This window comes from Kitasatospora sp. NPDC056327, from assembly GCF_042261735.1.
Lineage (GTDB): Bacteria > Actinomycetota > Actinomycetes > Streptomycetales > Streptomycetaceae > Kitasatospora.
In genome coordinates this window covers 1-21984 of the sequence record NZ_JBHJRC010000125.1, presented here as the reverse complement: position 1 = coordinate 21984, position 21984 = coordinate 1, and the positions used below count along the sequence as shown (strand labels likewise).

General features: G+C 75.2%; 2 protein-coding genes. One reads left to right on the top strand and one right to left on the bottom strand.

The features are described 5' to 3' along the window. Positions 1-19917: SDR family NAD(P)-dependent oxidoreductase (locus ACFCX4_RS19420; RefSeq protein ID WP_376143981.1), on the bottom strand; the 19917-nt coding region annotated here is incomplete at its 3' end. A gap of 796 nt (positions 19918-20713) precedes the next feature. Here ACFCX4_RS19420 and ACFCX4_RS19415 point away from each other — a divergent pair. Then, a complete protein-coding gene (locus tag ACFCX4_RS19415) occupies positions 20714-21883 on the top strand; it encodes a cytochrome P450 (protein ID WP_376143979.1) in 1170 nt (389 codons plus the stop codon). Positions 21884-21984: the final 101 nt, after the last annotated feature.

Here is a 21984-nt window from a genome sequence, read left to right as displayed (position 1 = left end):
CCCCACCGACGCCTGCAACGACACCATCGCCCCACCCTCCGGCAACGCCTCCATCAACCGCCCACGCGCACCCACCAGCACACACGCGTCCTCCAGCGACAACACCCCCGCCACATGCGCCGCCGCCACCTCACCCACCGAATGCCCCACCACGAAATCCGGCCGCACCCCCAACCACTCCACCAATCGGAACAACGCCACCTCCAACGCGAACACCGCACCCTGCGTGAACACCGTCCGCCCCAGCACCCCCTCCCCGTCCTCGAACAACACCTCCACCGACAACCCCAGCAACCCACAGACCTCGTCCAACACCCCCGCGAACACCGGGAACACGTCATACAGACCACGCCCCATCCCCACCCACTGACCACCCTGACCCGAGAACACGAACGCCGACCTTCCGGGGGAGGCGGTACCCGTGACGACTCCGGCCTCTCCGTCGATCAGCGCGTCCAGGCCGGCCGGGTCCGTCAGCACCGCGCGGTGCGGAAGGCGGGCCTTCGCGGCCAGGTCCGCGGCGACCTCGGCCGGTGCGACCCCGGGGTGCTCGGCGAGGAAGCGGCGCAGCCTGCGGGCCTGGTCGCGCAGGGCCGCGTCCGACTTGGCCGACAGCAGCCACGGCACCGGCACGACGGCCGGGGGCGCGGCGGCGGGGGCGGGGCCGAGGGCGGCGGGCGACCCGGACGAGGGCTCCTCGGCCGGAGCCGGGTCCGGGGCCTCCAGGATCACGTGCGCGTTGGTGCCGCTGATGCCGAACGCCGAGATGCCCGCACGACGCAGCCGGCCGTTGTCGGGCCAGGGCCGGGCCTCGGTGAGCAGCCGGATGTTCCCGGACTCCCAGTCGACGTGCGAGGTCGGCGCGTCCACGTGCAGCGTGGGCGGCAGTTGACCGTGCCGCATCGCCATCACCATCTTGATCACACCGGCCACACCGGCCGCCGCCTGGGTGTGGCCGATGTTCGACTTCACCGACCCCAGCCACAACGGCTCCACCCGGTCCCGGCCGTAGGTCGCCAGCAGCGCCTGCGCCTCGATCGGATCACCCAGCGTCGTCCCCGTGCCGTGCGCCTCCACCGCGTCCACGTCCGCCGTCGAGAGACCCGCGTTCGCGAGCGCCTGACGGATCACCCGCTCCTGCGACGGACCGTTCGGCGCGGTCAGCCCGTTCGACGCCCCGTCCTGGTTCACCGCCGAACCCCGCACCACCGCCAGCACCCGGTGACCGTTGCGACGCGCGTCCGACAGCCGCTCCAGCAGCACGACACCCGCTCCCTCGGCCCAGGCCGTGCCGTCGGCCGCCTCGGCGAACGCCTTCACCCGGCCGTCGGGGGCCAGGCCGCGCTGCCGCGAGAACTCCACGAACCCCGCCGGCGTCGCCATCACCGTCACCCCGCCGGCCAGCGCCAGCGAGCACTCCCCCGCCCGCAGCGCCTGCGCCGCCAGATGGATCGCCACCAGCGACGACGAACACGCCGTGTCCACCGACACCGCCGGACCCTCCAGCCCCAACAGGTACGACACCCGCCCGGAGGTCACACTCGTCGCCGTACCGGTCGAGAGGTAGCCCTCCAGGTCGGGCGGCTGCGCCCCGGCGCCGTAGCCGGACGCCCAGATGCCGGTGAAGACGCCCGTCCGGCTGCCCCGCAGCGACGTCGGATCGATCCCCGCGTCCTCGAACGTCTCCCACACCGTCTCCAGCAGCACCCGCTGCTGCGGATCCATCGCCAGCGCCTCACGCGGCGAGATCCCGAAGAAGTCGGCGTCGAAGCCGGTGGCGGAGTCGAGGAAGCCGCCCCACCGGGTGTACGACCTCCCCGGACCACCGGCCGGGTCGTAGAGGCGGCCCACGTCCCATCCGCGGTCCGACGGGAAGTCCCCGACCGCGTCCACCCCGCCCGACACCACCTCCCACAACTCCTGCGCCGACCCCACCCCACCCGGATACCGGGCCCCCAGCCCGACCACCACCACCGGATCACCCGACACCGCAGCACCCACCGGCACGGGCGGGGCAGGGGCCTGGCGCCGGGCGCCGAGCAGGAGGTCCCGCAGGTGGCCGGCCAGCGCGTCGGGGGTCGGGTGGTCGAAGACCATCGTCGCGGGCAGCCGTACCCCGGCGACCGCGGAGAGCCGGTTGCGCAGTTCCACCGCGGTCAGCGAGTCGAAGCCCAGGTCCTTGAAGGCCCGCTCGGCGCCGACGGCCGCGGTGTCGGTGTGGCCGAGGACCGCGGCCGTCTGGGCGGTGACCAGTTCCAGGACGCGGCTGTGCTGCTCGGGCCCGGTCAGGCCCGCCAGTTCCCGGCCCAGGGCCGGCCGGTCCGTGCGCCGGACGGGCCGGGTGCGGGTGAGGCCGCTGAGCAGGGGGCGGTCGGACGCCGCCGACAGGTCGAGGTGCGCGGGAACCAGCACGGGCTCGGCGGCGCCCAGGGACAGGTCGAACAGGGCCAGCGCCTCGTCCGTGGGCATCGGCAGCACGCCGGCGCGGGCGAGCCGCCTGCGGTCGGTGTCGGTGAGGTGCCGGGTCAGCCCGCTGGCCTCGGCCCAGTGGCCCCAGGCCAGCGACACCCCCGGCAGGCCCCGGGCACGCCGGTGCACGGCGAGGGCGTCCAGGAAGGCGTTCGCCGCGGCGTAGTTCGCCTGGCCGGGGCCGCCCAGCACTCCGGCGGCGGACGAGAAGAGCACGAACGCGCTCAGACCGAGGTCCTTCGTCAGCTCGTGCAGGTGCCAGGCGCCGTCGGCCTTGGGCCTCAGCACCCGGTCGATCCGGCCGGGAGTGAGGGATTCGACGACGCCGTCGTCGAGCACCCCGGCCGCGTGGACGACCGCGGTCAGCGGGCGCTCGGCCGGGATCGCGGCCAGGACGGCCGCCAGCGCGTCGCGGTCCGCCACGTCGCAGGCCACCACCTCGGCGTCGAAGTCCACCTCCGCCCCGCTCCTGCCGAGCAGGAGCAGGTGCCGGACGCCGTGCCGCTCGCGCAGGTGCCGGGCGACGAGACGGCCCAGCGTTCCGGTGCCGCCGGTGATCAGCACGGTGCCGTTCGGGTCGAGCGGGCCGGGTGCCGGGGCCGCTTCGGCCCGCACCAGGCGGGCGGCACGGGCGGCGCCGTCGCGCACGACGAGCTCCGGTTCGTCCCCCGCGACGAGGACGCGGTCGTCGGTGTCGACGAGGACGAACCGGCCGGGGTGTTCCGCCTGGGCCGCGCGGACCAGGCCCCGGACGACGCCGGACGGCAGGTCGGCGAGGTCCGGCCCGACCGCCCCGCTGGTCACCACGGCCAGCCGGCCCTCCCCGTCGCGCAGGAAGTCCTGGAGCACGCCCAGCGTCTCGGCGGCGACGGTGTGCGCGGCCGCCACGGGGTCCCCCGCCGGGGGCGTGACACGGTGGACGGCCGAGGGTTCGCCGGTGCTCTCGACGGGCACCCAGTCGAGGCGGAAGAGCCGGTCGGTCCCGCCGGCCGCCGTGCCGGGCGGCCGGTGGCGCACGGTCAGGGCCTCGATCAACGCCAGCGGCCCGGAGTCGTCGCCGAGCGCGACCCGGAAGGTGTCCGGGCCGGTGGGGGTGAGGCGGACCCGGGCCGTGGAGCCGGCCTTGCGCATCGACACCCCGGCGAAGGAGAACGGCAGACGGCCGGCCGCCAGCAGGGTCAGCGGCTGGAGCGCGGCGTCGAGCAGCGCGGGGTGGAGGCCGAAGCGGTCGCGGGTGTCGCCGGGCAGCGCCACCTCGGCGTAGAGCTCGTCACCCTGCCGCCGGATCTCGCGCACCCCGGCGAACACCGGCCCGTACTCGTAGCCCTGGTCGGCGAGGGTGTCGTAGAAGCCGGTCAGGTCGACGGGCTCACCGGCCGGCTGCCAGGACTCGCCGGTGTCGTAGGGGTGGGGGCGGTCGCCGGTCGCCAGCACGCCGGTGGCGTGCCGCAGCCAGGTGCCGCCGGTCCGGGAATGCACGGTGACAGGGCGTCGGCCCGTTCCGTCCGGTGCGCCGACGACGACCTGGACCGGCACGGAACCGTCGTCCGGCAGGATCATGGGTGCTTCCAGCACCAGTTCGTCCAGGAGGTCGCAGCCGGCCTGCCGCCCGGCGTGCAGGGCGAGTTCGACGAACACGGTGCCGGGCAGCAGCACCGAGCCGAGGACGACGTGGTCGGCCAGCCACGGCCGGGTGGCCGTCGAGAGCCGCCCGGTGAGCAGGAGGCCCTGCTCACCGGCCAGTTCGACGACGGCCCCGAGCAGCGGGTGCCCGGCCGGGTCCAGTCCGGCCGCCGACATGTCGCCCTTCGCGGCGGTGGGGTTCAGCCAGTACGGCCGGTGCTGGAAGGCGTACGTCGGCAGCGGCACGTGGTGGCGCCCGGCGGGGAGGACCGGTGTCCAGTCGACGGCCACGCCCCGGGTGTGCAGGCGGGCGAGGGCGCGGTGGAACTCCTGCCTGCCGCTGCCGCGGCGCAGGGTGCCGGTCGCGGGGCCGTCCATCACCGGCACCAGGACGGGGTGCGGGCCGACCTCCACGAACACACCGGGCCGGTCCTGCGCGAGGCCCTCGACGGCGAGGTCGAAGCGGACGGGTTCGCGGAGGTTGCGGTACCAGTAGCCGGCGTCGAGCCCGGCGGTGTCCATCGGTTCGGCGGTGACGGTGGAGTAGAAGGGAATCTCGGCGGACCGGGGCCGGACGTCGGCGAGGTCGGTGAGCAGCTGCTCACGGATCGCCTCGACCTGGGCCGAGTGGGCGGCGTAGTCGACCGGCAGACGGCGGGCCCGGACACCGTCGGCCTCGCAGACCGCCAGCAGCTCCTCCAGCGCGTCCAGGTCACCCGAGACCACCACGCTGTCCGCCGAGTTGACGACCGCGACCGTCAGCCGGTCGCCCCAGCGGGCCACGAACCCGACCGCCCGCTCGTGCCCGAGGCCGACCGACACCATCCCGCCCCGGCCGGCCAGAGCCACCAGGGCCCGGCTGCGCAGAGCCACCACCTTCGCGGCGTCCTCCAACGACAACGCACCCACCACGCACGCCGCCGCGATCTCCCCCTGTGAATGCCCCACCACCGCATCCGGCTCCACACCATGGGCACGCCACAGCGCCGCCAGCGCGACCATCACGCCGAACAGCGCCGGCTGCACCACATCCACCCGCTCCAGCGAACCCCCACCCGTCAACACCTCCACCAACGACCAGTCCGTGAACGGCGCCAACGCCGCATCACACGCATCCACCACCTCCCGGAACACCGGCTCCGAGACGTACAACTCCCCACCCATCCCCACCCACTGCGCACCCTGCCCCGGAAACACGAACACCGACCGGGCCGGTGAACCGGCCACACCGGTGATGACGCGCGGGTCCCCGTCGGCGAGGGCGGCGAGTTCCGCCAGGAGGTCGGTCCGGGTGCTGCCCACCAGGGCCGCCCGGTGGGCGAGCAGGGTGCGGGTGGTGGCGAGGGCCCGGCCGATCGCGGCCGGGCGGAGTCCGGGGCGGGCGGCGACGTGGTCCGCCAGCCGTCGGGCCTGGGCGCGGAGGGCGTCGTCCGTCCTGCCGGACAGCAGCCACACGGTGGGCTCGGCGGAGTCGTCCGCGGCGTCCTGTTCGGGGGTGTCCTCCGGGAACTGCTCGATGACGACGTGGGCGTTGGTGCCGCTGGCACCGAAGGCCGAGATGCCCGCACGGCGGGGGCGGCCCGTCTCCGGCCAGGGCCGGGCCTCGGTGAGCAGCCGGATGTCACCGGTGTCCCACTCGACGTGCGGCGTCGGCTCCTGGACGTGCAGCGTGGGCGGCAGTTCGCCGTGCCGCATCGCCATCACCATCTTGATCACACCGGCCACACCGGCGGCGGCCTGGGTGTGGCCGATGTTCGACTTCACCGACCCCAGCCACAGGGGCTCGTCCCGCCCCTGACCGTACGTCGCCAGCAGCGCCTGCGCCTCGATCGGATCACCCAGCGTCGTCCCGGTGCCGTGCGCCTCCACCGCGTCCACGTCCGCCGTCGAGAGGCCCGCGTTCGCCAGCGCCTGACGGATCACCCGCTCCTGCGACGGACCGTTCGGCGCGGTCAGCCCGTTCGACGCCCCGTCCTGGTTCACCGCCGAACCCCGCACCACCGCCAGCACCCGGTGCCCGTTGCGACGCGCGTCGGAGAGGCGCTCCAGCAGCACCAGCCCCGCACCCTCACCCCACGCCGTCCCGTCGGCCGTCGACGAGAAGGGCTTGCAGCGGCCGTCGGGGGCCAGGGCACGCTGGCGGGAGAACTCCGTGAACTGCAGGGGGGTCACGCTCACGGTCACCCCGCCGGCCAGCGCCAGTGAGCACTCCCCCGAGCGCACCGCCTGTGCGGCGAGGTGGATCGCCATCAGCGACGAGGAGCAGGCGGAGTCCACGGACACGGCCTGGCCCTGGAGGCCCAGCAGGTAGGAGACCCGGCCGGAGGTGATGCTCGGCGAGATGCCGGTGGCGAGGTAGCCCTCGGTGTCGGGCGGTGCCTGGTCGGGGCTGCCGACGTAGCCGGAGGACCAGATGCCGGTGAAGACGCCCGTCCGGCTGCCCCGCAGCGACGTCGGATCGATCCCCGCGTCCTCCAGCGTCTCCCACGCCGTCTCCAGCAGCACCCGCTGCTGCGGATCCATCGCCAACGCCTCACGCGGCGAGATCCCGAAGAAATCGGCATCGAAACCGGCCGCGTCGGCCAGGAAACCACCCGACCGCGTGACCGACGTCCCGGGATGATCCGCATCCGGATGGAACAACCCCTCCACGTCCCACCCACGATCCGACGGGAACCCCCCGATCGCATCCACCCCACCCGACACCAGAGCCCACAGCTCCTCCGGCGACCCCACCCCACCCGGCAGCCGGCACCCCATCCCCACGATCACCACCGGATCCGACGACACCGCACCCACCACCGGCACCACCGACGCCACACCCGTACCCGGAGCCGCACCCGCACCCGAGAGTTCGGCGGTGAGGTGGTCGGCGAGGTCGGCGGGGGTGGGGTGGTCGAAGACGAGGGTCGCGGGCAGCCGCAGACCGGTGGCGCCGGCCAGGCGGTTGCGGAGCTCGACGGAGGTCAGGGAATCGAAGCCGAGATCGCGGAAGGCGAGCCCGGGGCTGATCGCGGCGGCGTCGGCGTGGCCGAGGACGGTGGCGGTGTGGGCGGCGACCAGGGAGAGCAGGTCCGACGCGGGGGCCTTGGGCGTCGGCAGGTTCTGCGGCATCGCGAGGTCGGCGGTGGTCAGTGCGGGACGCCCGGCACCCAGCGCGGTGTCGAACATGGCCAGGGCGCGTTCGGTGCTCATGGGGCGGATGCCCTTGCGGGCGAGACGCCGGCGGTCGGCCCCGGTGAGGTGGGCGGTCATCCCGCTCTCCTCCTCCCAGTGGCCCCAGGCCATCGACACGGCGGGCAGCCCGAGACTCTGCCGGTACGCGGCGAACGCGTCGAGGTAGGAGTTCGCCGCCGCGTAGCCGGCCTGGCCGGCGTTGCCGAGGACGCCCGCCGCCGCGGAGAACAGCACGAAGGCGGCGAGGTCGTGCCCGCGGGTCAGCTCGTGCAGGTGCCAGGCGCCGTCGACCTTGGGACGCAGCACCCGGTCGAGCCGCTCCGCGGTCAGCCGCTCCACGACGGTGTCGTCGAGCACTCCGGCCGCGTGGACGACGGCGGTCAGCGGATGCTCGGCCGGGACCGAGTCCAGGACGGCCGCCAGCGCGTCCCGGTCCGCCACGTCGCAGGCCACCACCCGCACGTCGACGTCGCCCTGCGGCTCCAGGGGCGGCACCGCGCCGCCGCCGCGGCCGACGAGCAGCAGGTGCCGCACCCCGTGCCGGGAGACCAGGTGCCGGGCGACGGCGCGGCCGAGGGTGCCGGTTCCGCCGGTGATCAGGACGGTGCCGTCGGGATCGATCGGCCGGGGAACGGTCAGGACGATCTTGCCGGTGTGGCGGGCCCGGCTCATCAGCCGGAAGGAGGAAACGGCCTGGCGCAGGTCCGCGGCGGTGACCGGCAGCGGCTCCAGCGTCCCGTCCGCGACCATCGCCACGACCGAGGAGAGGATCTCGCCCTGCCGTGCGGGGTCGACGTCGTTGAGGTCGAAGGCCCGGTAGATCAGGCCCTCGGGTGACCGGAGGTCCGTCTTCCCCAGCTCGACGAACCGTCCGCCGTCGGCGAGCAGCCGCAGGGAGGCGTCGGTGAGCTCCCCCGCGAGGGAGTTGAGGACGACGTCCATGGCCGGGAACCGGTCGGCGAACCGGGTGTCGCGGGACGAACCGATGTGGTCGTCCGCCAGGCCGAGGGCCCGCAGGGCGTCCCACTTGGCGGGGCTCGCGGTGGCGAAGACCTCCGCACCGCCGTGCAGGGCCAGCCGGACGGCGGCCATGCCCACACCGCCCGCGCCGGAGTGGATCAGGACCCGGTCGCCGGGGCGCAGTCCACCGAGGTCGAACAGCCCGTACCAGGCGGTGGTGAACGCGACGGGCACCGCCGCCGCCTCGGTGAAGCTCCAGCCGTCGGGGATCGCGGTCAGGAGCCGCTGGTCCGCGACCGCGCGCGGTCCGAAGGCGCCGGGGACCAGGCCCATGACGCGGTCGCCGGGCCGGAAGCGTGAGTCGGGGCCGGTTTCGAGGACGACGCCCGCGCCTTCGCCGCCCAGCGGGGGCCGGTCCGGGTACATGCCGAGGGTGATGAGCACGTCGCGGAAGTTCAGGCCGGCCGCGCGGACCGCGACCCGTACCTGTCCGGGTTCCAGCGCGGCCTCCGGCCGGGGCAGCAGGGCCAGGTCGTCCAGCTGCCCGGTGCCGGACTCGCCGAGCCCGTACGCGCCGTCGGGGGCGGTCAGTTCCGGCACGTACCCGGCCTGCCGCGGTACGAGGACGCCCTCCCGGCGCAGGGCGAGTTCGGGTTCGTCGCCGGCCGTCGTGGCGGCCCGGACGGCGTCCTCCTCGGACGCGTCGCCCAGGTCGACCAGGACGAACCGGCCGGGGTGCTCGGCGGCGGCGCTGCGGACCAGGCCGCGCACGGCCGCGCCGGCCACGCCGCGGGTGAGGACGGCCAGGCGTGCGCCCGCCCGCTCCGGCTGCCCGGCCAGGAACTCCTGGACGAGCGCGCGGGCCCGCTGGACGAGGGCGTGCACGGAGTCCGCGTCGGCGTCCGCGGCGAGCACCGGGCTCGGCACCACCTCGGTCGGTGCGCCCTCGGTGTGGGGCACCCACCGGGTGTGCAGCACCGCGGCCCGGGCCCCCGCGGCCGGCCGGACGGTCAGCTCGGTGATGTCCGCGACGGGATTGCCGGACAGGTCGGTGAGCGTGGCGCGGTAGGTGCCGGCGCCCGTGCGGGCCAGGTGGACCCGGGCGGACGACACACCGGTGGTGTGCACGGCGACGCCGGAGAAGGAGAACGGCAGCCGGACCCGGGTGTCGGGGCTGAACAGGATCAGCGGCTGGAGCGCGGCGTCCAGGAGCGCGGGGTGGATGCCGAAGCCGGCGCCGTCGGGGACGGACACCTCGGCGTACAGGTCGTCCTCGCCCCGCCAGAGCGCCCGGACGCCCCGGAACGCGGGTCCGTACTGGTACCCGAGCCCGGCGAGGAAGGCGTAGAACCCTTCGGGGTCCACGGGTTCGGCGTCCGTCCCGGGCCGGTCGAGCCGGCCGGCCGGCACCCGGCCGCCGAGGGTTCCGGACGCGTGACGGACCCAGCCGTCGCCGCCCCTGGAGTGCACGGTGACCGGGCTGCGGCCGTCGTCGTCCGGGGGGCCGACCGAGACCTGGAGGTCCGTGGGCGTCTCCGAGAGCGCGAGCGGCAGGTGCAGGACGAGGTCCTCAAGGGTCCCCCCGGCCAGGGTGGCGAGTTCGAGGAAGGCGGTGCCCGGCAGCAGGACCGTGCCATCGACGGCGTGGTCGGCCAGCCAGGGGTGGGTGCGGGTGGAGACCCGGCCGCTGTGCACGGTGCTCCCGTCGGGGAGTTCGACGGTGGTGCCGGCCAGCGGGTGCCCGGTGCCGTGGCCGCCGGACGCGGGGGTGAGCCAGTAGGTGCCGCGCTGGAAGGCGTAGCGCGGCAGCCTGACGCCGTGCGGGCGGTCGTGCGGCCAGGTCACGGCGACGCCGCGGACGTGGAGCCGGGCCAGGGCGGTGTGGAACTCCCCGAGGGCGCCGTGGTCGCGGCGCAGGGTGCCGGTCACCACGCCGTCGAGGTCGTGCACCAGCACCGGGTGCGGGCTGACCTCCACGAACACCTCGTGGCCGTCGGCGGCGAGCCGGGCGGTGGCCAGGTCGAACCGCACGGGCTCGCGGAGGTTGCGGTACCAGTAGCCGGCGTCGAGCCCGGCGGTGTCGACCGGTTCGGCGGTGACGGTGGAGTAGAAGGGGATCGCCGCGGTCCTCGGCTCGATGCCGGCGAGGTCGGTGAGCAGCTGCTCGCGGACCGCCTCGACCTGGGCCGAGTGGGCGGCGTAGTCGACCGGCAGACGGCGGGCCCGGATGCCGTCCCCGGCACAGGCCGCCAGCAGTTCGTCCAGGGCCGCGGGCTCGCCGGACACGACGACGGTGGTGGCGGAGTTGACCACCGCGACGGTGATCCGGTCGCCCCACGGGCGCAGGTAGCCGGCGGCGGCGTCGGCGGACAGCGCGACCGAGACCATGCCGCCCTGTCCGGCCAGGGCCACCAGGGCCCGGCTCCGCAGAGCCACCACCTTCGCAGCATCCTCCAACGACAACGCCCCCACCACGCACGCCGCCGCGATCTCCCCCTGCGAATGCCCCACCACCGCATCCGGCTCCACACCATGGGCACGCCACAACGCCGCCAAAGCCACCATCACCCCGAACAGCGCCGGCTGCACCACATCCACCCGCTCCAGCGAACCCCCACCCGTCAACACCTCCACCAACGACCAGTCCGTGAACGGCGCCAACGCCGCATCACACGCATCCACCACCTCCCGGAACACCGGCTCCGAGACGTACAACTCCCCACCCATCCCCACCCACTGCGCACCCTGCCCCGGAAACACGAACACCGACCGGCCCACCGCACCGGCCACACCCGTCACCAGACCCGGCACCGACCGCCCCTCCGCCAGAGCCCCCAAAGCCCCGGCGTCACCCACCACCACCGCCCGGTGCTCGAACACCGTGCGCGCGGCCAGAGCACCCCCGACCGCCGCCGCACCCACCTCCGGACACGCCGCGACGAACGCCCCCAGCCGCCGCGCCTGCTCCCGCAACGCCGGCTCCGACTTCGCCGACAGCGGCCAGAGGACCCGGTCGTCCGCGCGGCCCCGGGGAGCGGGCGCGGCGGAGTCGGCCGCGGCGGGCTGTTCGAGGATCACGTGGGCGTTGGTGCCGCTGATGCCGAAGGCCGAGACGGCGGCCCGCCGCGGTCGACCGGTCCCGGGCCAGGCGACCGGCTCGGTGAGCAGCCGGACGGTCCCGGACTCCCAGTCGACGTGCGGGGTCGGCGCGTCCACGTGCAGGGTCCGCGGCAGTTCGCCGTGCCGCATCGCCATGACCATCTTGATCAGGCCGGCCGCGCCGGCGGCGGCCTGGGTGTGGCCGATGTTCGACTTCACCGACCCCAGCCACAGGGGCTCGTCCCGCCCCTGACCGTACGTCGCCAGCAGCGCCTGCGCCTCGATCGGATCACCGAGCGTCGTCCCGGTGCCGTGCGCCTCCACCGCGTCCACGTCCGCCGTCGAGAGGCCCGCGTTCGCGAGCGCCTGACGGATCACCCGCTCCTGCGACGGACCGTTCGGCGCGGTCAGCCCGTTCGACGCCCCGTCCTGGTTGGTGGCGGAGCCCCGGACGACCGCCAGCACCTCGTGACCGTTGCGGCGGGCGTCGGAGAGGCGCTCCAGCAGCAGCAGGCCCGCGCCCTCGGCCCAGCCCGCCCCGTCGGCCGCGGCGGCGAAGGCCTTGCTGCGGCCGTCGGGCGCGCTCGCCCCCTGCCGGGACATCTCGGTGAACAGCGTGGGCGCCGCGTTGACGGTGACGCCGCCGACCAGGGCGAGGGAGCACTCCCCCGAGCGCAGCGCCTGGGCGCCCAGGTGCAGGGCCACCAGGGACGACGAGCAGCCGGTGTCCAGGGACAGCGCCGGGCCGAGCAGGCCCAGCTGGTAGGCCAGCCGACCGGACCCCACGCTCGACGCGGTGCCGGTGACCTGGTAGCCCTCCAGGTCGTCGGGGAGCGGCCCGGTGGCGTAGCCGGTGGACCAGAGGCCGGTGAACACACCGGTGGGTGTGCCCTCCAGCGCGGTCGGGTCGATCCCGGCGTACTCGATGGTCTCCCAGGCGGTCTCCAGCAGGATGCGCTGCTGCGGGTCCATCGCCAGCGCCTCGCGGGGCGAGATGCCGAAGAACGCCGCGTCGAAGTCGCCGGCGGCGTCGAGGAAGCCGCCCCGGGAGGTGCTCGACGTGCGGGGGCGTTCTCCTGTCGGGTCGTACAGGCGGTCGAGGTCCCACCCCCGGTCGGCCGGGAAGTCGCCGACCGCGTCCACGCCGTCCGCGACCAGCCGCCAGAGGTCCTCCGGGGTGCCGACGCCGCCGGGGAAGCGGCAGCCCATGCCGATGACCGCGACCGGCTCGTCCGCCGTGGCCGGGGCCGGGGCCCGCGGCGCGTCCGGTTCGGCGGACCCGCCGGACAGGTGGGCGGCCAGCCGGGCCGGGGTGGGGTGGTCGAAGACGAGGGTGGCGGGCAGTTTCACCCCGAGCGCGGCGGACAGTCGGTTGCGCAGTTCCACGGCGGTCAGGGAGTCGAAGCCCAGGTCCCTGAACGCCTGCCGGGGGTCGAGCCGCTCGGGGGCGGTGTGCCCCACCACTCCGGCGGCCTGGGTGGTGATCAGCTCCAGCAGGTCGGTGCCGACGGCGGGGGGCGCGGGCCGGGGGGCCGGTGGCCGGCCGTGGGCCCCGGGCAGGTCCCGCAGCAGGCGGCTCGGCCGCGCGTGGGTGTAGGCGCGGGCGAACTGCGCCCAGTCGGCCTCGGTGACCACGGCGAGGGCCTCGTCGTGGTCGAGGACGTCCTGCAGCGCGTCCAGGGCCCGGCCCGGGTCCAGCTCGGCGAGACCGAGCAGGGTGCGCTGGCGCTGCACGGGCTCCAGGGCCGCCATGCCGCCCTCGGCCCAGATGCCCCAGGCGACGGAGGTGGTGGCGCGGCCCCGGGCGCGGTGCTCCGCGGCCAGGGCGTCGAGGAAGGCGTTGCCGGCGGCGTAGGCCGCGCCGTGACCGTCGCCCCAGACGCCCGCGGTGGAGGAGAACAGGACGAAGGCGTCGAGCTCCGGCAGGAGTTCCGCCAGGTTCGCCGCCCCGGTGACCTTGGCGGACACGACCTCGGCGAACTCCGCCGGTGTCGTGTCGGCCAGCCTGGTCGCCCGGATCGCGCCGGCGGTGTGGAAGACCGCGCGGACGGGGCCGACGCGCTCGACGAGGTCCCGCAGGGCGTCCCGGTCGGCCACGTCGCACGCCGCCACGGTCACCCGTGCCCCTGCCGCCTCCAGTTCCCCGCGCAGGCCGGCCGCGCCGGGTGCGTCGGGGCCGCGGCGGGAGGCGAGCACGATGTGCTCCGCGCCCTGCCGCGCGAGGCGGCGGGCCACGTGTCCGCCGAGGGCGCCGGTGCCCCCGGTGACCAGCACCGTGCCCCGGGGCCGCCACTGCCGTGCGGCCGGGCCCGAGGGGGCCCTGCGGCGCAGCCGCTTGGCGAAGCGCCGGGGGCCGCGGACCGCCACCTGGTCCTCGCCCGTGCCGGCGAGGACGACGAGCAGCGCGTTCACGCTCTCCTCGTCGGGCACGGCGGGCAGGTCGACCAGGCCGCCCCAGCCGTCCGGGAACTCCAGTGCGGCGGACGCGCCGGTGCCCCAGGTCAGGGCCTGGGCCGGGCTGGTGACCGGGTCGGTGCCCGAGGTGCTCACGGCGCCGCTGGTCGCGCACCACAGCGGGACGGCCGCTGTCCGTGCCTGGTCCGCAGTCCGTACCGGGTCCAGGGTGCGGACCAGGTCCAGGGTGCGGACCAGGCCCGCCGGGAGCACCGGGTGGTCGGGGTGCGGTTCCTCGTCCAGCGCCAGCAGCGACAGCACTCCGTCCGGCCACGGCCGGGCGTCCCCGGCGGCGACCGCGTCCCACCCGGCGGCGGCGTCCTGGAGGCCGGTCGCCCCCCGGCCGTCGGCCACCGTGAAGCCCCGTTCGCGCAGGGCCTCGGCCCACGGGTGCCCGGCCGCGGCCAGGACCAGCCAGCGGGCCGGATCCACCGGGGCCGCGGTACCGCCCACCGGGGCCCACGCCACCTCGTAACGCCAGTCGTCACGGGGCGCCGGCGGAGTCGGGGTCACCCAGTAGCTCTCGCGCTGGAAGGCGTACGTGGGCAGGTCCGCCCGGGGTGCGGTGCGGGGCAGGACCGGAGCCCAGTCGACCTCCGTGCCGGCGGCGTGCAGGCGTCCGGCCGCGGCGAGGAACTCGGTGAGGCCGCCGTGACCGCGGCGCAGGGTTCCGGTGGCGGCGACGTCCAGCGCGGGCACCAGCACCGGGTGCGGGCCCACCTCGACGAACAGGTCGTGGCCGTCGGCGGTGAGCCGGGCGGTGGCCAGGTCGAACCGCACGGGCTCGCGGAGGTTGCGGTACCAGTAGCCGGCGTCGAGCCCGGCGGTGTCCATCGGTCCCGCGGTGACGGTGGAGTAGAAGGGGACGTCGGCGGTCCTCGGCTCGATGCCGGCGAGGTCGGTGAGCAGCTGCTCGCGGACCGCCTCGACCTGCGCCGAGTGGGCGGCGTAGTCGACCGGCAGACGGCGGGCCCGGACGCCGTCGGCCTCGCAGGCGGCCAGCAGTTCGTCCAGCACGTCGGGGCCGCCGGACACCACGACCGCCGCGGGTCCGTTCACCACGGCGGTGGTCAGCCGCTCGCCCCAGCGGGTCAGGTAGCCGTCGGCCTGTTCTGCGGACAGCGCCAGGGAGACCATGCCGCCCCGTCCGGCGATGGCGGCCAGCGCCCGGGACCTCAGTGCCACGACCTTGGCGGCGTCCGGCAGTGACAGCGCGCCGACGACGTACGCGGCGGCGATCTCCGCCTGCGAGTGCCCGACCACGGCGTCCGGCCGCACGCCGTGGGCCCGCCAGAGGTCGGCCAGCGCCACCATGACGGCGAACAGGGCCGGCTGCACCACGTCGACGCGGTCGAGCGGACCGTCGCGCAGCTCGTCGACCAGCGACCAGTCGGTGTACGGGGCCAGGGCGGCGGCGCAGGCGTCGATGCCGGCCCGGAAGACCTCGGACTGCTCGTACAGGTCACGGCCCATGCCCGCCCACTGCGCCCCCTGTCCGGGGAAGACGAACACGGTCCCGCCGGTACGGGCCGCCGGTACCGCGGGTCCCGGCCCGGCCGGCCCGAGCGCGGCCAGGCCGGACAGCAGGTCCTCGCGGTCGGCGCCGGTCACCGCGGCCCGGTGCTCGAACCGGGTGCGGGCGGCCAGTGCGCGGCTGATCGCGGCGGCCGGGACCTCGGGGTGGGCGGTCGCGTACGCGTGCAGCCGCTCGGCCTGGGCGCGCAGCGCGGCCCCGGTCCTCGCGGACAGCAGCCAGACGGTGGGGGCGGCCGGGACCCCGGGGTCGGGAAGGCGGCCGGGGTCCGGCTCGGAGGACTGCTCGACGATCACGTGGGCGTTGGTGCCACTGATGCCGAACGCCGAGACGCCGGCCCGGCGCGGGTGCCCGCGGTCCGGCCAGGGCCGGGACTCGGTGAGCAGCCGGATGCCGCCGGAGGACCAGTCGACGTGCGGGGAGGGGGCGTCGACGTGCAGGGTCCGCGGCAGTTCGCCGTGCCGCATCGCCATCACCGTCTTGATCAGGCCCGCGACGCCGGCCGCCGCCTGGGTGTGGCCGATGTTGGACTTCACCGACCCCAGCCACAGCGGCTCGTCGCGGTCCCGGCCGTAGGCGGCCAGCAGGGCGTGGGCCTCGATGGGGTCGCCCAGGGTGGTGCCGGTGCCGTGCGCCTCCACCGCGTCCACCTCGGACGGCTCCAGCCCGGCGTTCGCCAGGGCCTGCCGGACGACGCGTTCCTGGGAGGGGCCGTTGGGCGCGGTCAGGCCGTTGGAAGCGCCGTCCTGGTTGACCGCGCTTCCGGCGACGACCGCCAGCACCCGGTGACCGTTGCGGCGGGCGTCCGACAGCCGCTCCAGCAGCACCAGCCCCGCGCCCTCGGCCCAGCTGGTGCCGTCGGCCGCGGCGGCGAAGGGCTTGCTGCGGCCGTCCGCCGCGAGGCCGCGATGGCGGGAGAACTCCGTGAAGCCCAGCGGTGTCGCCATGACCGTGACGCCGCCGGCGAGCGCCAGCGAGCACTCGCCCGCGCGCAGGGCCTGGGCGGCCAGGTGCACGGCGACCAGGGACGACGAGCAGGCGGTGTCCACGGACAGCGCCGGACCGCGCAGCCCGAGGTGGTAGGCGACCCGGCCGGAGGTGACGCTGGTCGCGCCGCCGGTGAGCAGGTAGCCCTCCAGGTCCTCCGGCAGGCCCGGCCCGGTCGCGTAGCCGGACGACCAGAGGCCGGTGAACACGCCGGTCCGGCTGCCGCGCAGCGCGGCCGGGTCGATCCCGGCGTGCTCGAAGGTCTCCCAGGCCGTCTCCAGCACGAGCCGCTGCTGCGGGTCCATGGCGAGCGCCTCGCGGGGCGAGATGCCGAAGAACGGGGCGTCGAAGCCGGAAACCGCCTCCAGGAACCCGCCCCGGGTGGTGTACGTGGTGCCCGCGCCGCGCAGGTCCGGGTCGTACAGGCCGCCCAGGTCCCAGCCGCGGTCGTCCGGGAAGTCGCCGATCGCGTCCACGCCGTCCGCGACCAGGCGCCAGAGGTCGTCCGGCGAGGCCACCCCGCCGGGGAAGCGGCAGCCCATCCCCACGATGACGACCGGGTCGTCCTGGGGCGTCCGCGCGGCGGGGACCGGGCGGTCACCGGTGTCCGTGCCGGTGCCGGTGCGCAGCCAGTCGATCAGCTCCGCCGGCGTCGGGTGGTCGAAGACGAGACCGGAGGGGAGCCGCCGGTCCAGGGCGCCGGCCAGGCGGTTGCGCAGTTCGAGCCCGGTGACCGAGTCGAAGCCGAGGTCCTTGAAGGTGAGCGCGGGATCGATGTCCGCGGGGTTCTCGTGGCCCAGCACGAGCGCGATCTGCGCGGTGACCAGGGCCGCCGGGTCGACCGGGTCGACGGCCTCGGGGTCGTGCGCGTCCGCACCGGGGGCGTCCGGGCCGTACGTGTCCCCGCCGTACGCGTCCGCACCGTCGGCGTCCGGGCCGCCCGCCCGGGTGCCGGAGCCCTCCGGGCCGTCGGCCGGCCGGGCGGGCGCGGTGTGCTCCGCGGTGGGCGTCCCCGGGCCGGCCGGGATCCCTCCGCCCTGCCCCGCGGTCGCCCCGGGCAGCCAGTACGAACGGCGCTGGAAGGCGTACGTGGGCAGGTCGACCGGCGCGGCCCCGGCGACGGCCGGGGACCAGTCGACGGGCACGCCGGCCACGAACAGCCGGGCCAGCGCGGTCAGGAGGACGTCCGGGCCGCCCCGGTCACGGGCCAGCGTGCCGGTGGCGACGCCGGGCCCGCCGGTCCGCTCCCGCACCCGGTCCAGGCCCTGTTCGAGGGCGGGCAGCAGCACCGGGTGCGGGCTGACCTCCACCACGACGCCGTACCCGTCCGCCAGCAGCGCGTCGGTGGCCAGGTCGAAACGGACCGGCTCGCGCAGGTTGCGGTACCAGTAGCCGGCGTCGAGCGCCGTGGTGTCGTCGACGAGGCCGCCGGTGACCGCGGAGTAGTACGGGATGCCGCCCCGCCGCGGCCGCACACCGTCCAGCTCGGCGTGCAGCTTCTCGCGGATCGCCTCGACGTGCGCGGAGTGGGAGGCGTAGTCCACCGGGACGACGCGGGTGCGGACACCGTCCGCCGCGCAGGACCCGACCAGTTCGGACAGGGCCCGGGTGTCGCCGGACACCACGACCGAGCCCGCGGCGTTGACCACGGCGACCGTCAGCGCGCCGCCCCAGCGGGACACGTACTCCTCGGCCCGGCCGGCGGACAGGGCCACGGACACCATGCCGCCGCGGCCGGTCAGCGCCACCAGCGCGCGGCTGCGCAGGGCCACCGTCCGGGCCGCGTCGTCCAGTGACAGCGCGCCCGCGACGTACGCCGCGGCGATCTCGCCCTGCGAGTGCCCGACCACCGCGTCCGGCTCGACGCCGAAGGAGCGCCACAGTGCCGCCAGTGAGACCATCACCGCGAAGAGGGCGGGCTGCACGACGTCGACGCGGTCGAGCGGGGCGCCGTCCAGGACGTCGGCCAGGGACCAGTCGGTGTACGGGGCGAGGGCCCGGGCGCACTCGTCCACGGCGGCCCGGAAGACGGGGTACGCGTCGTACAGCTCGCGGCCCATGCCGACCCACTGCGCGCCCTGGCCGGGGAACACGAAGACGGTGCGGCCCGGGGTACCGGCCCGGTCGGCGGCGACCTGGACCGCGTCGAGCAGGACGGCGCGGTGCGCGAAGCGGGTCCTGGTGGTGGCCAGCGCGTGGGCGACCTCGGCGCCGGTGAGGTCCGGGCGGCTGCGCACGTGCTCGCGCAGCCGCCCGATCTGCGCCCGCAGCGCCTGCTTGGTCCGCGCCGTGACGATCCACGGCACCGGCAGCGTTCCGGGGGCGGGCCGCCGGACCGGTGGCGCGGCCGCGTCGGGCGCCTGCTCGACGATCACGTGCGCGTTGGTGCCGCCCATGCCGAACGACGAGACGCCGGCGAGCAGCGGCCCCTCCGGCCGCGGCCAGGGCGTCAGGGCGGTCTGGACCCGCAGCGACAGTGCGTCGAGCGGGATGGCGGGGTTGGGAGTCTCGTGGTTCAGGCTCGGCGGCAGTGCGCGGTGGTGCACGCTGAGGACGGCCTTGAGCAGACCGACGATGCCCGCGGCGCCCTCCAGGTGGCCGACGTTCGTCTTGGCGGATCCGACCCGCAGTTCGCCGCCGGCGCCGCCGGACCCGGCCGCGCCCCGGTAGGCCGCCGCGAGGGCGGCGGCCTCGACGGGGTCGCCGACAGCGGTCCCGGTGCCGTGCAGTTCCACGTACTGGACGTCCGCGGGCCGCACGCCGGCCCGGGCCAGGGCCTCGCGGATGACCTGTTCCTGGGCCTGTGCGCTGGGCACGGTCAGGCTCCGGGTGGCGCCGTCGTTGTTGACCGCGCTGCCCCGGATCACGCCGTAGACGCGGTCCCCGTCGGCCAGGGCGCGGTCCAGCAGCTTCAGGACGAGGAAGGCGCCGCCCTCGCCGCGGACGAAGCCGTTGGCCCGGGCGTCGAAGGTGAAGCAGCGGTCGTCCGGGGACAGGCCGCCGAACTCCACCGCGCCCTCCTCGCGGGCGGCGGTCAGGTTGAGGTTCACCCCGCCGGCCAGGGCGAGCGCCGACTCGCCGCGGCGCAGGCTCTCGACCGCCAGGTGCACCGCGACCAGCGCCGAGGACTGGGCCGTGTCGACCGTCATGCTCGGTCCGCGCACGCCGAGGAAGTGCGAGACCCGGTTGGCGATGACGCCCCGGCTGGTGCCGGTCAGCGTGTGCGGGGTGATGTGGCCGGGATAGGCCAGGGACGTGTAGTCCTCCCACATCGAGCCGACGAACACTCCCGTCGGTCCGCCCGTCAGCGTGCCCGGCACGATCCGGGCGTCCTCCAGTGCCTCCCAGGCGAGTTCGAGCATGAGCCGCTGCTGCGGGTCCATGCCGGCGGCCTCGCGCGGGGACACCCCGAAGAACGCCGCGTCGAAGCCGTCCACCCGGTCCAGGTAGCCGCCGTGCCGTACGCCCTGCCGGCCCGCGGGCGGCGCGGTGATCGCGTCGGCCCCGTCGCACAGCAGTCGCCAGAAGGCCTCCGGATCCGGGGCTTTCGGCAGCCTGCCCGCCATTCCGACGACAGCGACACGGTGGGTGTCCGAATCCAGGGGGAAGCGCATCACATCGACACCTCGTGAGCCGGGAAAAGACGGAAGGCGGGGGGGTGTTTCAGTAGCAGTCCCGATGGTGCGGTCCCGGCCGCGCGAAGGCGGCCGGAACATCGAGCGCGTGGGCAGCCCGGCGACCCGGTGGTATCCGAACCCGGGACTCGACCGCGCTTCAGGTGCCTGGATCAGTGGAGCGGTCCTCGACCACGGCGGCATCGGCCACGCTCTTCGAGGAAGGTGCACTGGTGAGCTGAGCGCAGGGGTCGAGATGATGATCGTCCCACCGCGGAAATGAGCATGGCAGCAACATCACGCCGTCGCCATAGGGCAGACCAAGGCTGTCTCAAACGAGGCACACCACATCGTCATATGCCCGCACGAAAAAGGCACGGTGGCGGAATCCGTCCCGTTCCGTGAAACGCGAGCTATCCCGCGGACCACCCGAACGCACCGTCCACCGGCGGGCGTTGCCACGAATCCGCAGGTGAACCCCATCGACGGGACGGGTGAGGCCGCGCACGCCCCGAGCCCCCCCGGCAGTCCCGGGTTCACGGGCACCGTCGACGCCGCCTGTGACAACGCCCTAGGATCCCATGCGCACCCGTGCGGAAGAACGTCATCGATCGTCGTCCGGCCCCGGGGGAACCTCCGCAGGGCGATGTGTCCGGATCGGGGGAAGCCGGCCACCGGCGCCGCCGACAACGCCGGTCGAACCGTTCGGCCCCCACCGCTCCGAGACGACCGCGAAGCGCCACGGCCCCCCGCAGCAGCCCACCCGGATGTCATGACACAACGTCAGGAGACAGCAGTGAAAGCCACGTTCCCCTTCACTACTGCGCACCACCTCGACAACGAGCCCGAAGCCGAAGCCCTGCTCGCGCAGGCTCCGGTCGTCCTCGCGGCGATGGGACCGGCGGACGTCTGGCTCGCCCTCTCCTACAAGGCGGTGCGCCAGGTCCTGAGCGACGGCCGGTTCAGCCGGGAGGCGGCCACACTTCCCGGCAGCCCGCTGAAACTGTCCGTCGCCGGCGACCCGTTACTGGTCTCCAGCCTCGACGGCGAGCGTCACGCCCGCGTGCGCAAACTGATGTCGCAGGCGTTCAGCCCACGTATGGTCGATCGGCTCGAACCGCGCGTGCAGGCCGTTGTGGACTCCCTCCTCGACTCCCTGGATCCGGCCGCGGACCTCGTGACAGGCCTCTGCGCCCCCCTGCCGCTGATGGTCATCTGCGAACTGCTCGGCGTGCCCTACTCCGAGGCGGAGGCCATCCGCAGGTGGACCAGGCGGCTGTTCGTCACGAACATCACTCCGGACGAACTCCGTTCCGCACAGGGCGAGATGCAGGAATGGCTCGCCGAGCTGGTGCGCGAGAAGCGGGCGCGGCCGGACGACGGCCTGATCTCGGCGATGGTCGCCGCCAACGACGAGGGCGACCACCTCACCGAGCCCGAACTGCTGGCCAACGTCGAGGGCCTGCTGATCGCCGGCCACGAGACGACCGTGAACCAACTGGGCAACTCCTTCCTGACCCTGCTGCGCCACCCGGACCAACTCGCGCTGCTGCGGTCCTCGCCGGACCTGATCGGGCCGGCGGTCGACGAACTGCTGCGCTGCAGCAGGCTCTTCAGCTCCGCCGAGGTCCGGGTCACGACCGAGCCCGTCGACCTGGAGGGAGTGGAACTGGGGGCGGGCGAACCGGTCCTGCCGGTCATCGTCGCCGCCAACCGCGACCCCGACGTGTACCCGGACCCCGGCCGCTTCGACATCACCCGCGAAGGGCCGGCCGCGCACCTCGCCTTCGGACACGGACCGCACTTCTGTCTCGGCGCGGTACTGGCCCGCCGGGAGATGCGGATCGCGATCGGATCCGTGGTGAAGCGGTATCCGGGACTGCGCCTCGCCGTCGACGAGTCCGAGCTCAGCTACGTGCCGGAACTGGTCTTCCGCGGCCTGCAGTCGCTGCCGGTCACCTGGTGATCCGCGGCCTCCCGTACCGGCCGGGAACCGAGGGTCCCGACTGACCGGTCCGCGGGGGTGCGTCCGCCCCGGCGCGACGGCGGGCGGCAGGGGCGGACGCC